Genomic DNA, 14,950 nt, shown 5'->3' on the forward strand with positions numbered 1-14,950 from the left:
CTGCGCCCGATGCGGCAAGTCCGCGCCCGTGCTAATCTTGATCAAGCCGTACTCCTATATGTGTCCATCCTGCCTGGGTGAAGACGAGGAGCAGGCGGACCCTTGCGAGGCATCGAACCGAAAAAAAACCGACATGCCGCCACCGGAGAACTCATGAGCCGCCGCTCCAACGCGTCATCCGCTCTCCGGGATCGACGCCCGCCCAATTAACGAGCCGTGCCGCGATCTCGCGTATGATGTCGTCCATAGATAGGGGACGGGCGTAGAACGGCGGCACAGGCGGCGCCACGACGGCACCCATCCGCGCGAGCCGCAACATGGCCTCGAGATGCCCTTCGTGTAACGGTGCCTCGCGCGGAGCGATCACCAACCGTCGCTTCTCTTTCAACACCACGTCGGCCGCCCGCACCAGCAGGTTGTCGCCGAGCCCGTATGCCATGGCGGCGAGGCTGCGCATCGAACACGGCACCACGATCATGCCGTCGGTGCGGAAGGATCCACTGGCGATGGGAGCTCCCAGATTGCCGGCTCGATGCACATGCTCGGCAATAGCCGTAAACTGAACGATGCCGTCAGCGCCGAGCTCATGCTCGATCGTCGCTCGGGCGCCGTCAGAAATGACCAGGTGCGTCTCAATATCTGCGGCAGCCAGCTGCCTGAGCGTTTCGAGCGCAAGGGCTGAACCGGAAGCGCCGGCCACGCCGACAATCAAGCGTTTTCGCATTGGGCTTCGCGCTTCGCACGGTCCGGAAACAATTCGCGCCAGCGCTCATCGACGCGCCGCTCCACGGCGGCATCCATGCCGAGTTCGACGCCCCATTCGCGTGAGGTCTCGGCGCCGATCTTGCGGGTGGCGTCAAAGCCTATCTTGCCGCCGAGTCCCTCAAGCGGCGAGGCGAAGTCGAGCTGGTCGATGGGCATGTGGTCCACCTGCATGATGTCGCGGCCGGGATCCATGCGTGTAGCGAGCGCCCACATCACATCGTCCCAGGAGCGGATATCTATATCGTCGTCGACCACGACGATCATCTTGGTCATGGAGAATTGAGGCAACGTCGACCAGAAGCCCATCATGACGCGTCGGGCCTGACCCGCATATTTCTTGGCGATGGAGATTACCGCGATCCGGTAGGAACAAGCTTCCGGCGGGAGCCAGACATCCAGAATCTCCGGCATCTGCTTTCGCAGCAGCGGCTTGAACACCTCTAACAGGGCGCTTCCCAGCACGGCGGGTTCGTCGGGCGCACGCCCGGTGAAGGTCGTCAGATAACTGGCCCCTTCGCGGACGCGCATGCGTTTGAGCTTGAAGACGGGATAGCGCTTCGGCGCGTTGTAATAGCCGGTATGATCGCCGAACGGGCCTTCGAGCGCCGTTTCCGTGGGCGACACTGTCCCTTCCAGGACGATCTCAGCGCTTGCCGGGACATGTAGTATGATCTCCCTGCAGGGCACCATCCGCACGCGGCGATCGCTGATCATGCCTGACAGCGCGAGTTCCGACACGCCTTCCGGGGCCGGCATCACTGAAGCAAGCAGTGTCGCGGGATCCGCCCCGATCACGACCGCAACTGGCATCTCAAGACCCCTCGCCTGCCAGGCTCGATGATGCGCCGCACCGCCGCGCATGGGTAGCCAGCGCAGGATGGCGCGGTCGCGGCCGATCACCTGCATGCGGTAGATTCCCAGATTGTAGGCGCTGAAATCGTCGTCGCCCGGCGGCCGGGTGACGACAATCGGCCAAGTGATCAGAGGTCCGGCGTCGCCAGGCCAGCAGGTCTGGACTGGCAGAAACGAGAAGTCCGGCTCAGCCTCTTTCCACTCCTTCGTCGCAGAAACGATCTTCGGCCGCGTCTGGAACGCTCTGCGGGCGGCCGGCAGCATCGTGCTGAACTGCTTCAGGTTCTGCGGCGGTTGCGGCGACCGCATCCAGGCCAGCAGTTCGCCTAGCTTGGCGAGTCCCTCGACGTCCGTGCCGAGCCCCCACGCGACCCGTTCGACAGTACCGAAAAGGTTGGTGACCACCGGGAGTTTTGACACGAGGCCGCTTTGGTCCAGCGGCTGCGTCAGCCGTAGGGCCGGCCCGCCGGTAGCGATCACCCTGCGGTGTATCTCGGTGATCTCCAGCCGCATCGAGACCGGCGCCCGGATCGTCTCCAGACGCCCCATACTTTCCAGATGAAAAAGGTAGGCGCCAAGAGTATGAAACCGGGGAAGATTGCGCTCGTGCATTGGAAGATATCCGGCGCCAGCAACTCACCGGCGCCGTTCCGATGCCATGGACTCCCGAACCGGTCGTTGACATTCCGCAAACAGGACGCCGAGACGGCTACGGTTCGAGCAACTGCCGCCGTTATGCACGCAAACCCGGCGCGTCATTCGTCTGACTGCGTGCACTCCTTGAGAAACTCGGCGTTCGGGCAGAATTCGAGGATGGTGAAGACCTGCTGCTCCCCTTGCAGCCGTTGGCTGCACTCGCGCTGATGGATGCACGCCAGGCAGACGTTGCGTGCTGTCGCCATTGCTGTCCCGCCGGACTTGCGGGCAGCAACCATAGGATCGATCTCCAGCCGCTCGAGGACAATGTCCAATCGCGCAAACTGCCGCCACACCAGCTCGGTCTGCGGCCAACGTTCAACGGAGCGCATGATGACCTCCATGCGTCGGACTGAACTTCACGAACAAGATCTACTCCAAAGCCGCGTCCCGACTCCATGTGTCCAGTCGCCGCGCCATCTCGCCGCGAGAGCGGGCGGCACTGTGGTCCTTCGCACCCGTCTTTGATCCTGCGCAAACTTCTTCCGCGCAACTCGACCTATCGTCACCCGTCCACAATGGACCGGAGGGCAGAATGGCGGCAGGAAACGAAGAAGTCTGTTTGCCGGCGTCGGTCCGGCGCCTTCTGCCGCCATTTGCCGCCGCTCCGTTCGGTCCTCTGCTGACCCTGTCGTTGCGATCGCTGGCCCGGCGTCGCCCAAGTCTGTTCGATCGGCTCGGCGAACATAGTACCGCCCGCTTCCTGATCGATCCGACGGACCTGTCCTTTGCCTTCAATGTCGTGCCTGACGGTGTATCAGCTGTCGTCCGCGTCACCGGCAAGAGCGGATCAGCCCCTTGCGACGTGGTGATCCGCGGTCCGCTGCTGACGCTGCTGGGCGTCCTCGACGGCACGCTGGACGGCGACGCCCTGTTCTTCCACCGTGCCATCTCGGTCAACGGCAAGACCGAAGCCGTGGTGGCGCTGCGCAATGCCATCGAGGACGCGGAGCTTCGCCCCTCCGACCTGCTCGGGCTGCGTGGCGCGCTCGCGCGCGTCGCCGACGCCGGCATCCTGGGCGGCCTCAGCGCCGCGCGGCACCTCGCTGCGGACGCGCCTGTCGCCAGGGCGAGGCAGGCATGAGCGGTCGCATAGAACTGGTCTGCCCGGCGGGAACACCGGCTACGCTCAGGGCCGCGGTGCTGGCGGGCGCCGACGCCGTCTATTGCGGCTTCCGCGACGAGACCAACGCCCGCAACTTTCCCGGCCTCAACTTTTCGCCTCAGGAGATGGCCGAAGGCATCCGCTTCGCGCATGGCAACGGCAGCAAGGTGCTGGTCGCGATCAACACCTTCGCGCGCGCAGAAAGCACGGACCTCTGGCGCAAGGCGGCGGACACGGCGGCGGCCTGCGGCGCGGACGCCGTCATCGCCGCCGACATCGCCGTGCTCGACCACATGGCGAGCAGTCACCCCGGCACGCGCCTTCACCTCTCCGTGCAGGCCGCCGCGGCAACGCCGGAAGCGATCGGCTTCTACGCGAAGAGCTTCGGCGTGCGCCGCGTCGTGCTGCCGCGCGTGCTTTCGGTTCAGGAGATCGCCGCGCTCAACAGGGCGATCGACGTGGAAACGGAAGCTTTCGTCTTCGGCGGCCTGTGCGTGATGATGGAAGGCCGTTGCCACCTGTCGTCCTACGCCACGGGCAAGTCGCCCAATCTCAACGGCGTCTGTTCGCCGCCAGAGGCGGTCAGCTACGTCGAGGACGCTGAAGGCACCACCGCGCGGCTGGCCGGCTTTACAATCGACCGTTTCGCCGCCGGCGAGCCTGCAGGCTACCCGACGCTCTGCAAAGGCAGGTTCACGGCTGGAGACAAGACCGGCTACCTGTTCGAGGATCCGGTTAGCCTCAACGCCGGCTCGATGATCGTGGCGCTTAAGGACGCCGGCGTCACCGCCCTCAAGATCGAGGGCCGCCAACGCGGCAAGGGCTACGTCACAGAGGTGGTGCGCGCCTTCCGGCGGGCGGTCGACGCCGCCGAGAACGGCGGCGACCCGGTCGAGATCGACGGCATCGTGGCCAGCCTGTCCGAAGGCGGCCGGCAGACCACCGGCGCCTACCGCAAGACGTGGAGGTAGGCCGTGCCATCGCTCAAGCTCACTTTGGGGCCGCTGTTCTTCCACTGGCCGGCAGACCGGCTGTCGACCTTCTACAACCGCGTCGCCGACGAAGCGCCGGTGGACCGCGTCCACGTCGGCGAGGTCGTCTGCGGCAAGCGCATGCCCTTCTCCGACCCGGCCTGGCCGGACATCATCGAACGGCTCGAGCGCGGCGGCAAGGAGGTCGTGCTCTCGACGCTGGCGGCGCCCGCGACGGTGCGGGAACGCCGCGCTGTCGAAGAGTTGTGTGCCGATGGCCGGCTGGTGGAGATCAACGACATCACTGCCTTGCCTGCCCGCTCCGGCAGGCCGTTCGTGACGGGACCGTTCGTGAACGTCTACAACGCGGCTACCGCCAGTTTTCTGGTGCGGCACGGCGCGCGCACCATCTGTCCACCGGTCGAACTTTCGTTGGCGACGATCGGAGCGATCGCGGCGGGATGTGCCGAAGCCGAGTTCGAACTCTTCACTTTTGGCCGGCTGCCGCTGGCTCTGTCCGGACGCTGCTATCATGCGCGCCTGCACGGCCTTCACAAGGATTCGTGCCAGTTCACCTGTGAACTGGATCCCGATGGACTCGCCGTCGATACGATCGACGGGCAGAAATTCTTGGCCATCAACGGCGTACAGACGCTTTCGGCGCAGGTGCATGCAGTCGTTCTCGATCCGGCGGAATTCGCCGCTCGTGGCGTCCGGCGGCTGCGGCTGTCGCCGCACGGCTGTGACATGGTTGAAGTGGCCCGAACCTACCGGGAGCTTGTCGAACGGCGGGTTGAGCCGACCGAGGCGCGCTTCCTCCTGTCCTGTCTCGACCTGCCGGGTCCGATGGTCGATGGCTACGCCCGGGGCGAGGCCGGATCGCGGCCGCCGGTGGCGGTCTGAGGTGGAGAAGGTGACGCGGATCGCCATCCTCACCGTTTCGGACCGCGCCAGCCGCGGCGAGTACGAAGATCTCGGCGGACCCGCCGTCGAAAGCTGGCTGCGCGCCGTGGTGACCAACTCATGTGACTATTTCCGCCGCATCGTGCCGGACGGACTCGAAAGCGTACGGGATGCCTTAATCGAGCTTTGCGACCGCGATGGCGCCGACCTTGTGCTGACGACCGGAGGAACCGGCCCCGCGCCGCGAGACCTGACGCCCGAAGCGATGGAGCAGGTCTTCAGCAAGGGACTGCCAGGCTTCGGGGAACTGATGCGCCGGGCAAGCCTCATGCAGGTACCCACGGCCATCCTCTCGCGCCAGACTGCCGGCATCAGGGGCCGCTCGCTGATCGTCAACCTGCCCGGAAAGCCGTCCGCCATCGCGATCTGCCTGGCCGCCGTCTTCCCTGCCGTGCCCTATTGCCTCGAACTGATCGGTGCAGGACGGATCGAGCTATCGCCAGAGTTCGGCGTCACCGGCCGGGCCTTCCAGATGGCCTCCTCCTAGAGACGTCGACCGTCCCAGGCCGTGAACTTCGTCCATTCGCCCCGTAAGGACAGGACATGCGCCTCGACGCCGGCCTGCATGCGGACGCTGGCTGCGATCGCATCCGCGTCCATCAGGTTGAAGGCCGTCGACAGCGCATCCGCCAGCGCTGCCTGCCCCGCCACCACGGTGACGCTGGCATGGCGCTGCGGCGTCGCGCCGCTACGCGGATCGATGATGTGGCTGAAGTTTCCCTCTCGGTCGAAGCAAAACCCGAACGGGCTCGACGTGGCGACCGCGCGATCCTCTACGTCGAGCACCGTCAGGATACTGGCCTTGTCGAGCGGGTCGGAAATTCCGATGCGCCACGGCCGGTTTCCCGGTGCCGAGCCGATGGCGCGGCTTTCTCCCATGTCGACCATGGAGCGTTCGATACCGCCGGCTTTCAGAAGGTCCACAACACGATCGGTGACGTAGCCCTGCGCAATGCCGTTGAGTGTCAGCGCCGATCCGGGCACAGAAAGGTCTATCCGGTCGGGCGAGCAGGCGATCCGGTCGAGGCCGACGCGGGTTACGCGTTCGGCGACCGCTTCGGATGGAGGTCCGGCCTCGGAGGCACCCGGCGTGGAGAAATGGCGGCGATACAGGTCCCACAGCGGCTGCACCGTGGGATCGAAGGCGCCGCCGGTGAGTTCCCATGCCGCTCGGCTCTGTCGCAGGATGTCCACCATTTCCGGCGACGGCATGACGAGAAAACCCTGCCCGTTGAGTAGCGTGAGATCGGAATCCTCGCGGTAGAGGCTGAAGATGCGTTCCAGCCGGCGCACCTCGGCCACCGTCGCTTCCACCAGCCGTTCCGCCTTGTCGCGGTCGGGGTGATGGATGATGAGCGAGGCCTGCGCGCCCATCGCCTCACCCTGCCAGGTCACCGCTTCTGCAGCCGCCCCGCCGCGTGGCGGCAGCAGCACCATGCCGGCGGCAGCGGCGCTGATGCCGATCATGCGGCGGCGGGTCATCCTGGCGTTCATCATGTCAATCGACCTCCCCGGAGGGCGCATGCGCACCGCTTCCGGCCTGTTGTTCAAGGATGTAGTCGCGCGGAACGGCATCGAAGCGCACCGTCCTTCCGCCATGGTCCTCGACAAAGGCCGCAGCCGCCGCCTCGGTGGAGAACGGCACGGCCTCGGCCGCGCCCATGCCGCCCCTGGCGTCGCTGCCGATGACGAAGAAAGCCTGCCTTGCGTCGACCCAGTTTTCGGCACCGGGCTTGTCCCAGCTCGGCGCCCTGGCCATGTCGGAGACGTAGATCGCACGGATGTCCTTCGGTTCCTCCGGCAGCATGGTGAAGGCGATGGCGTCGCGCGCCGAAGAGAACCAGATCGGCTCGTCGTATTTGGCGAGGATGATCTGGCCCTTCGGCCCGGCATGCTCGAGGATGTTCATGCCGCAGTAGCGCCCCATCGCCTCCTCGGTCATGGCGAAGGGCACGGGCGGGACTTCCGCCTCGCGCTGGCAGGCGCCCAGGGCCGGGAGAAGCAGGAGCAGGCCGGAGAGAAGCGTAACGGTCAGGCGCGGCCTCACAGCTCCCTCCTCGAAAAGACGAGCGCGGCCAACGCCATCGGCGCGACGACCCATGCCGCGAGCGCCGCAAGCAGCGCGGCTGGCGCCAGCACCGCGGTCTGCACGGTCCCCGCCATGCCGGAAGCGGCGGCTATATTGCCGGAGCCGGCAAGGTTGAACAGCCGATAGGCGTCCGTCGGGTTGAACAGAAGCAACGCGTCGAGCGTGCCGCCGCTGACGGCGCGGCCCTGATCGGCGACCAGCAGCCCCAACAGCGCCATGTCGTAGAGGACGACGAAAACGAGCCAGATACCGATGGCGACGCCGCCGGCCGTGGCGCGGTCGGCGACCAGCGCGCTGACCAGATAGCCGATCGCCACGAACACGGCGCCGAGCAGCACCGAGGAGGCCGTCATCGCCATGAAGGCCGCCCAGCTTCCGGCGCCTACCGCCTTGCCGGTGACCAGCAGCGCGATCGCCGCCAGCCCGTAGCCGACGCAGGTGGCGAAGGCCAGTATGGCAAGATGGCCCATAAATTTGCCAAACAGCACTTGCCGCCGCCGCACCGGATAGGAGAGCAGCAGCGTCATGGTTCCGCGCTCGATCTCGCCGACGATGGCGTCGTGGGAGATGAGCAGCGCGATCAGCGGCACGATGAAGATGGTGAGGCTGGCAAGGCTGATGACCACCACATCGAGCGCGCCGGCGCCCACCGTGCCCGTGGGCGCGCTGCCGAGGAAGGTGAGCGTCAGCGCCAGCGCGGCCAAAAGGCCGGTCGCGGCGACGACCCAGCGGTTGCGCAGGCCCTCACGCACTTCCTTGACCGAAAGCAGAAGGATCGTCTTCATCTGGAAGCCCTCTCAGAGAGGAAATGAGCATAAAGTTCGTCGAGCCCGGGTGGCACCATTTCGAGGTCCTCAAAGGGAGCGCCCTCGCCAGCCGTCCTGCGCAGGAAGGCGGCCTTGTCCTCCGGGGTCGCGTCGAGTTCGACGATATGGCCGTTGATCTGTCTGAGCCCCGCTGGCTCGCCCATCCATTCGCGCAGGCGCTTGGCGCCGCCTTCAACCGTCTTCAACCGGATTCTGGTCGGCAGCCGCGCGATATGGCGCAGTTCGTCGAGCGTTCCGTCGGCGATCTTGCGCCCGTCGTTGAGGATGACGACGCGCGAGGCGTTGCCCTCCAGCTCGTTGAGCGCATGGGAGGAGAGCAAAACCGTCGCCCCCACCGCCTGCATCTCTCGCACGATGGCGTAGAATTGCTGGCGCAGTTCCGGATCGAGCCCGGTGGTCGGCTCGTCTAGCAAAAGCACGGCCGGCGTGCCGATCATCGCCTGCGCCAGGCCCAGCCGCTGGCGCATGCCCTTCGAATAGGTGCCGATGCGTCGGTCGGCGGCGTGCGCGAGGCCGATCCGTTCCAGCAGCGCGTCCTCCTCGTCGCGCCGGCCACCCTTGAGCCGGACATAGAACCGCAGCGTCTCGCGGCCGGTCAGCGCCGGGTTGAAGGAGACCGTCTCCGGCAGGTAGCCGAGCCGCCGGCGCACGGTGGCGTCGCCCGCCGCGGGATCCTGCCCCAGCACGGCGACCGAGCCGGCGGTCGGTCGCGCAAGGCCGAGCATCAGCTTGATCAGCGTGGTCTTGCCGGCGCCGTTGTGGCCGACGAGCGCGATCACCTCGCCGGGCGCCGCCGAGAAGGAAACGCCGTCCACCGCCTTGACCCGGCCGTAGCGGCGGGCGACCGAATTCAGTTCGACGTTGAGGTTCATGGCCGCCCCGCTTGGTTCTTGCCGTCCGGCTTCATCAGCGGATGGCTGTCCACCACGCCGCCGGGAAACACCGCCGGGAAGCGCGCCTGCGCCCAGCGGATCACCTGCACGGCCGGGCTGTTGACCAGCACCTTGGCCGCTGGCGCCTCCCACAGCACCTTGTCGATGACGTCGTTGGGCCGATACGGATTGTCGGCGATGTCGTCGCCGTCGAGGTCGAAGGCGGGATTGTCGCTCCAGTAGTTGCCGCGCCCGCCGGTCGACCAGTCGAGCGCGCGCGTGCCGACATATTTGACCTGGTTGCGGTTGTGGATGAAGGCGTTGCCGCTCATGGCGTTGCCCTCGGAGCCGGCGGTGAAGTGCACGCCGATCTCGCAGCCCTCGAAGGTGTTGCCGCTGAAGCGGTTCCTGTTGGCGTTGTAGATGAAAACGCATTTCTCCGGGCCGATGCGCATGCCCGTGCGCGGCGCTGCCGGCATCACCTTGCCGGTCGCCGGCATGTCGGCATCGGCGGAAAAGCGCTCGCCGTTGCTGGTCCAGCGGCCGGCCGGCTGCGGGCCGCCACGCACAATGTTGCCAAAAATCTCGGAGCCGTTGGCGTAATTGAACAGGAGGCCGTTGTCGCGGTCGCCGTCGGAGACGTTGCCGGTGACCTTCAGCCCGTTGGAATACATGATCGCATAGCCGACGATGTTGCCGGTCGAGACGTTGTCGGCGATCACGCTGTCATTGGTGTACATGTAGTGGACCGCGAAGCGCAGGTTGCTGAAGGTGTTGCCGCGGAACTCGTTCTGCTTGCTGGCATTGGCGAAGATGCCGTCGCGGCCGAAGCTGATCTGGTTGTCCAGCACCTTCGCACCGGGCGCGTTCCACACCGAAACGCCGCTGCCGGAACGGCTGGTGCGCCCTTCGCGCAGGCCCTCGATGTGGTTGCCGCGCGCCACCGCGTCGCGCGAGCCGTGCAGGTAGATGCCGAAGAGGTTGCCGAGGACCGTGTTGTCCTCGACCACCGCGCCTGTCGCCGTCTCGCTGGCGAACACGCCGGAATCCAGCGCGTCGAGGTCCATGCCCGAACCCTCGATGGTAAGGCCGCGCACGACGGTGTCCGACGCTTCGAGGGTGACGACGCTGCCCTGCCCGCCGCCCTTCAGCACCGCGCCCGGCTCGCCTTCCAGCGTCAGGGCCTTGGAGACGACGACGGGGCCGCGATGCGCCCCCGGCGCGAGCCGCAGCACGTCGCCGGGAGCGGCGGCATCCACCGCAACCTGGAGAGGAGCTGCACCGGCCGGCACGGCGATCTCCGCCGCAACGGCCGGGCAGCCGGAAACGGCGGTGGCAAGAACCGCCGTTCCCATTGCTGCGAGATGGAGCAACCGGCCCACGCCCTACGCCGCCTGCGGTTCCACGAACATGCGGCCCTGCATCTCCATGTGCATGGCGTGGCAGAACCACGAGCAGTAGTACCAGTAGACGCCGGGCTTGCTGGCCGTGAACGTCACGGACGCCGTGGCGTGCGGCGCCACCTCCATGTTGACGCCGTAGTTGATGATGGCGAAGCCGTGGGTCAGGTCCTCCACTTCGTCGATGTTGGTGACGTAGACGGTGACCTCGTCGCCCTGCTTGACGCTGAAGCTCTCGAGGCCGAAGGCCGGCGCCGACGAGGTCATGTAGACGCGCACCTTGTTGCCGTCGCGGATCACTTCGCTGTCGATCATCAGGTCGATGCCGTCGGCCTTCGCCTGCTTGACCGCGTCCGCGAAGAAGGGATCGTCGCGGTCCCAGATCGAGACCGGGTTGATCTTCGAGCGGTGGACGAGGGTCGCGTCGTGCGGCTCGGCGAAGCTCGGGCCGTCATGCACCAGCACCATCTGGTCGCCGGAGATGTCGATCAACTGGTCGTTCTCCGGTTTCAGCGGACCGACGTTCAGGTAGCGGTCCTTGGAGAACTTGTTGAGCGAGATCAGCCATTTGCCGTCCGCCTCCTTGGTCTGGCCCATGGAGGAATGGTTGTGGCCGGGCTGGTAGTGGACGTCGAGCTTCTGGCGGATCGGATCGACCTTCTCGCCGGCGTAGGAACGCTTGGCGTCCTCGATGTTCCACTTGCAGATCTGGCTGTCGATGAACAGCGTGGTGTAGGCGTTGCCGCGCCCGTCATAGGCGGTGTGGAGCGGCCCGAGGCCCAGCTCCGGCTCGGCGACGACAGTGTCGCGCGGCTTGATCTTGTCGTCGAACAGGTCGTCGAACTTGCGCACGTCGAACACCGTCACCGTCGGCGAAAGCTTGCCGTTGGCCACCACATGGATGCCGTCCGGCGCGGTGTTGATGCCGTGCGGGCTGTTCGGCACCGGCACGTAGCGGGTATAGGGCGAGCCGTGGCGCCCGTCGATGACCGGCACGCCGCCCATCTCCTTGAAGTCGCCCTTCTTCACCGCGTCCTCGATGCGCTGGAGGTTGAAGATGACGATCCAGTCCTGCTCCTTGGCCATCATCTGCTCGAGGTTCACGCCCTCCTCGGAATTGTAGCAGGTGGCGAAGGCATACTTGCCCTGGTAGTCGGCGTCGACGTTGTCGAGGTTGCCATCGACCATCACCTGCCAGGCGACTTTCATCGTCTCGCCATCAACGGCGGTGAAGATCGCATGGTATTGCTTCGGGTCGTCGAGGATTTTGCCGTCATTCGGGATCGGCACGCGGTCCTCGCCGTTGGCGAACACGTAGCCGGTCTTCGGATACTTCTGCACGCGCAGCCCGTGCACCGTGTGCTGGTTCGGCAACTGGATGATCTTGTCGCACTTCATCACGTCGAGCCGGATGCGCGCGACGCGCGTATTGGCCTTGTCGTTGACGTAGAGGTAGCGGCCGTCATAGGTCCCGTCCGTCTGGGACGGATGCGGATGGTGCAGGTCGCCGTTGAGATAGACGCCGCCCTTGTCCTTCAGGAACTCGACGGTCTCCGGCAGCAGGCCTTCGGTCAGCACCTTGCGGCTCTCGTTGGTCAGCCCCCAGCCGGTGGCGCTGCAGCGGTTGAAGACCGGGATGCGCATCATCTCGCGCATCGACGGCGCGCCTATGATACGGACCTCGCCGGTCTGGCCGCTGGAGAAGAAGACATAATATTCGTCCAGTTCGCCGGGCTTCACCTCGGCTTCCAGCGCGTCGGCCGCGGCGGCGGGCGAAACCACGCCCCCGCCCAGCGCCAGCCCGCCGCCGACGCCGGCCGCCCCCGCCGCCGCCATCGCGGCGGTCGTGCCCAGCAATTGGCGCCGGCTTAAGATTGCTTTCCGTTCCTGTTCGTCCTGCGACATGGTCGGTCTCCTTGTTGTGGCCTGTCAGCCGGTTGAGGTGGTTTCTTGTCCGGAGGCCGCGACCGGCTCGCCCTTGTGGGTGATGACCGGCGGCTTGGGCGGACCCTTGCCCGGCTTTGTCGGGCCTCGCGTGGTGGGCGAGGACAGCGCCTCGAACTTCTCGCGCTTCAGCCGCACCTGGATCATGTGCGGGCAGCGGTGGTCGTCGTGGTAGAGTTCCTGGCAGTGCATGCAGTAGATGCACTCGTTGACGTTAATCTCGCCTTCGGGATGGATCGCCTGCACCGGGCATTCCTTGGCGCAGCGCTGGCAGGGCGAGCCGCATTCGGGATAGCGCTTGAGCCACTCGAACATGCGGATGCGGCCGGGAATGGCGAGCGCCGCGCCCAGCGGGCACAGATACCGGCAGTAGAAGCGCTCGATGAACAGCCCCGCCGCCAGCAGCGCCAGCGCGAAGACGACGAAGGGCCAGCCGCGCGCGAACTTCAGGATGATCGCCGTCTTGAACGGCTCGACCTCGGCGTAGGTCTCGGCCAGCGCGACGGAATACAGCGACAGGCCGAACAGGCCGAGGAAGATCATGTACTTGATCGGCCACAGCCGCTCGTGCAGGCCGAAGGGCAGCTTGACCTGCGGCACCTTCAGCCATTGGGCGAGATTGTTGGTGAGTTCCTGCAAGGCGCCGAACGGGCACAGCCAGCCGCAGAAAGGCCCCCGGCCCCAGAACAGCAGGCCCGCCGCCACCGCCGCCCACAGGATGAAGATCAGCGGTGCCGCGAGGAAGAACTCCCAGCTGAAGCCGGTGACGAGCGAATTGACGAAGGTCAGCACGTTGACGACGGAAAGCTGGGCGTTGGCGTACCAGCCGAGCCAGACCAGCGTGAACAAAAGGTAGCCGCGCCTGACCCAGGCGAACAGGCGGGGCCGGCTTACCAGCCAGTTCTGGAAGAAGAAGATGGCGGTGAGCACAATAAGGGCGGCGACGGTGATGCCGATCTTGACGGCGTTCAGCTTCCAGATCGTCACCCACAGGGGCTCTTCCTCGGCGAAGCCCTGTGTGACCGGCTCGCTCGCCGTGGGCCTGCCCACCTGTTGCTCCGACGTGGCCGCCCGGGGTGTGGGCTGCACCGTCTTCACCGGCGCCGCCTTCAGGTAGCGGGTAGGAAGCGTGTAACTGAGGTCGAAAGGCAAGGTGGCCTTGTCGCGCGCGCCGAAGCTGCGCTGGACGAGCAATTGCAGTTCCCACGGCTCGGAAAGATTGAGCGCAAACTCGTCCGGCACCGTGAACAGGGCAATCTCGCGTAGGTGCGGCGCGCCCTCGGCGGCAAGATCGCCGAGCCGCGTGTGGTTGCGGTCACGGAAGCGCACGCCCTGGCCGTCCTGCATCAGCTCGATTCGGTCGAAGATACCGCCGCGCACATAACCCGAGCCCTTGAAGGAATAGGCGCCTTCGCCGGCCACGACGACGGCCTGCTGGCCCGGCTTCAGCTTCTTCTGCAACCGGTCGTAGACGACGTCGCCCAGCAGGCTGCGGCCGATGGCGGGCACGCTGACCGGCGCGACATAGAGGTCGATGAAGCGATCTTCGGGGTTGCCGGTTTCCGGCCGCTCGGCCGCCTGCTGCTGTCCGGCGTCAGCGAAAGCCTTGGTCACCTCGCCGACGGTCAGCCTGAGGCTGCGCACGGAGCCGTCGCCGACCAGCGTGCTCCAGTCGCTCGCTCCCGATACAGTCGGGTCCACGACCATGGCCGGCGCCGTGGAGGCACCGGCGGCGAAGGCGCCCGTCTGGCCCAGGCGGCCGCTGCGGATCAGTTTTACCGCCGAGCGCACGACGCTGTCGCTCATCACCAGCACGGTGACGGTGGCGCCGCTGACGATGTCTACCTGCGGAAGCTGTTCCTGGCCGGCGGCTACCCGGCCGAGATCCTTGCCGATCAGCGAATTCAGCGCGGCGACGACCTTTTCCTGCGGGATGCCGATCAGCACGATCGGCTCCTTGTGCTCGACCAGCTTGATGCCGCGGACGACGCCTTTCGGGTCGATGCCCACAAGGATGCGGATCGGCTTGCCGGAATAACCGACGGCGCTGGTGAAATCCGTGTTGAGATAGGCGTAGCCGACCGCCTTGCCGTTCGACAGGACGGGCACCAGCGGCGGGCTGCCCTCGGCCGTGCCGTATGCGTCGGCGCCCTGGATCAGTTCATTCGGCTGCGTGGCGGAGAGAAAGTGTTGCAGGCTCTCGTCGGCCAGTCCCTGCGGCGCCGAAAGAAAAAGCGACGACACCGCGACGAGGACGAACACCACCACACGCAGCGATGCGCCGCCGGCATGGCGCGACGCGGCGGCCTTCGTCCCGGTCGTGAACGTGTGTAACGGCATGCATTCCCTTCCGCCGGCCGCTCCTGGCGTGACCGGTCTCAGGGCGCACATGTCGATGGTTTTGGCGGACGATTCTTTGATCCAACGCAAACGTGGTCTCGGAAAGCGTCGGTATGTTGTGCGTCA

At 66.1% G+C, this 14,950-nt stretch carries 13 protein-coding genes and 1 pseudogene; 4 read left to right on the plus strand and 10 right to left on the minus strand.

What is annotated here, in order from left to right:
- Nucleotides 1-151 precede the first annotated feature (151 nt).
- The 3 genes from E6C48_RS17895 to E6C48_RS17905 all read right to left on the minus strand — a co-directional run bounded on the left by E6C48_RS17895 (nt 152) and on the right by E6C48_RS17905 (nt 2,645).
- Entirely contained in the window at nt 152-724 is a 573-nt protein-coding gene (locus E6C48_RS17895) for a UbiX family flavin prenyltransferase (protein WP_136359539.1), read from the minus strand.
- Complete coding sequence (locus E6C48_RS17900) at nt 709-2,229, minus strand: UbiD family decarboxylase (protein ID WP_136359540.1); 1,521 nt, start codon at nt 2,227-2,229, stop codon at nt 709-711. Before E6C48_RS17900 ends, E6C48_RS17895 begins: the two co-directional genes overlap by 16 nt.
- Nucleotides 2,230-2,372: 143 nt before the next feature.
- Nucleotides 2,373-2,645, minus strand: coding sequence for a hypothetical protein (locus E6C48_RS17905; RefSeq protein ID WP_136359541.1), 273 nt, complete (start codon nt 2,643-2,645; stop codon nt 2,373-2,375).
- 203 nt (nt 2,646-2,848) lie between these two features.
- Here E6C48_RS17905 and ubiT point away from each other — a divergent pair, with 203 nt between their 5' ends.
- The 4 genes and pseudogenes from ubiT to mog all read left to right on the plus strand — a co-directional run.
- Nucleotides 2,849-3,397: a ubiquinone anaerobic biosynthesis accessory factor UbiT gene (gene ubiT, locus E6C48_RS17910; protein WP_136359542.1), complete on the plus strand. Its 549-nt coding sequence runs from the start codon at nt 2,849-2,851 to the stop codon at nt 3,395-3,397.
- Nucleotides 3,394-4,389, plus strand: a complete 996-nt coding sequence (gene ubiU, locus E6C48_RS17915) for a ubiquinone anaerobic biosynthesis protein UbiU (RefSeq protein WP_136359543.1) — start codon at nt 3,394-3,396, stop codon at nt 4,387-4,389. The genes ubiT and ubiU overlap by 4 nt, the downstream gene beginning before the upstream one ends.
- Nucleotides 4,390-4,392: 3 nt before the next feature.
- Entirely contained in the window at nt 4,393-5,292 is a 900-nt protein-coding gene (gene ubiV / locus E6C48_RS17920) for a ubiquinone anaerobic biosynthesis protein UbiV (protein WP_136359544.1), read from the plus strand.
- Nucleotides 5,243-5,817 (plus strand): annotated as a pseudogene (gene mog / locus E6C48_RS17925) (molybdopterin adenylyltransferase); the annotation flags it as partial. The gene ubiV and the pseudogene mog, both read left to right, overlap by 50 nt.
- Before the next feature lie 18 nt (nt 5,818-5,835).
- Here mog and E6C48_RS17930 read toward each other — a convergent pair.
- Genes E6C48_RS17930 through E6C48_RS17960 form a run of 7 tightly spaced genes read right to left on the minus strand, consistent with a single transcriptional unit; the run spans nt 5,836 to nt 14,824 of the window.
- Nucleotides 5,836-6,849 (minus strand): FAD:protein FMN transferase, encoded by a 1,014-nt coding sequence (locus E6C48_RS17930; protein ID WP_136359546.1) that lies wholly within the window; start codon nt 6,847-6,849, stop codon nt 5,836-5,838.
- A 1-nt stretch (nt 6,850) separates the two neighbouring features.
- Nucleotides 6,851-7,387 (minus strand): nitrous oxide reductase accessory protein NosL, encoded by a 537-nt coding sequence (locus E6C48_RS17935; protein ID WP_407941018.1) that lies wholly within the window; start codon nt 7,385-7,387, stop codon nt 6,851-6,853.
- 8 nt (nt 7,388-7,395) lie between these two features.
- Entirely contained in the window at nt 7,396-8,226 is an 831-nt protein-coding gene (locus tag E6C48_RS17940; RefSeq protein WP_136359548.1) for an ABC transporter permease subunit, read from the minus strand.
- Complete coding sequence (locus E6C48_RS17945) at nt 8,223-9,140, minus strand: ABC transporter ATP-binding protein (RefSeq protein WP_136359549.1); 918 nt, start codon at nt 9,138-9,140, stop codon at nt 8,223-8,225. The genes E6C48_RS17940 and E6C48_RS17945 overlap by 4 nt, the downstream gene beginning before the upstream one ends.
- Nucleotides 9,137-10,495 (minus strand): nitrous oxide reductase family maturation protein NosD, encoded by a 1,359-nt coding sequence (locus E6C48_RS17950; protein WP_136359616.1) that lies wholly within the window; start codon nt 10,493-10,495, stop codon nt 9,137-9,139. Before E6C48_RS17950 ends, E6C48_RS17945 begins: the two co-directional genes overlap by 4 nt.
- 30 nt (nt 10,496-10,525) lie before the next feature.
- The gene (nosZ, locus tag E6C48_RS17955; protein WP_136359550.1) at nt 10,526-12,445 is read right to left on the minus strand and encodes a TAT-dependent nitrous-oxide reductase; all 1,920 of its coding nucleotides are present in this window, start codon (nt 12,443-12,445) and stop codon (nt 10,526-10,528) included.
- A gap of 24 nt (nt 12,446-12,469) precedes the next feature.
- Nucleotides 12,470-14,824 (minus strand): NosR/NirI family protein, encoded by a 2,355-nt coding sequence (locus E6C48_RS17960; protein ID WP_136359551.1) that lies wholly within the window; start codon nt 14,822-14,824, stop codon nt 12,470-12,472.
- Nucleotides 14,825-14,950: the final 126 nt, after the last annotated feature.

This window comes from Ollibium composti (assembly GCF_004801285.1).
GTDB classification, from domain to species: Bacteria; Pseudomonadota; Alphaproteobacteria; order Rhizobiales; family Rhizobiaceae; genus Mesorhizobium; species Mesorhizobium composti.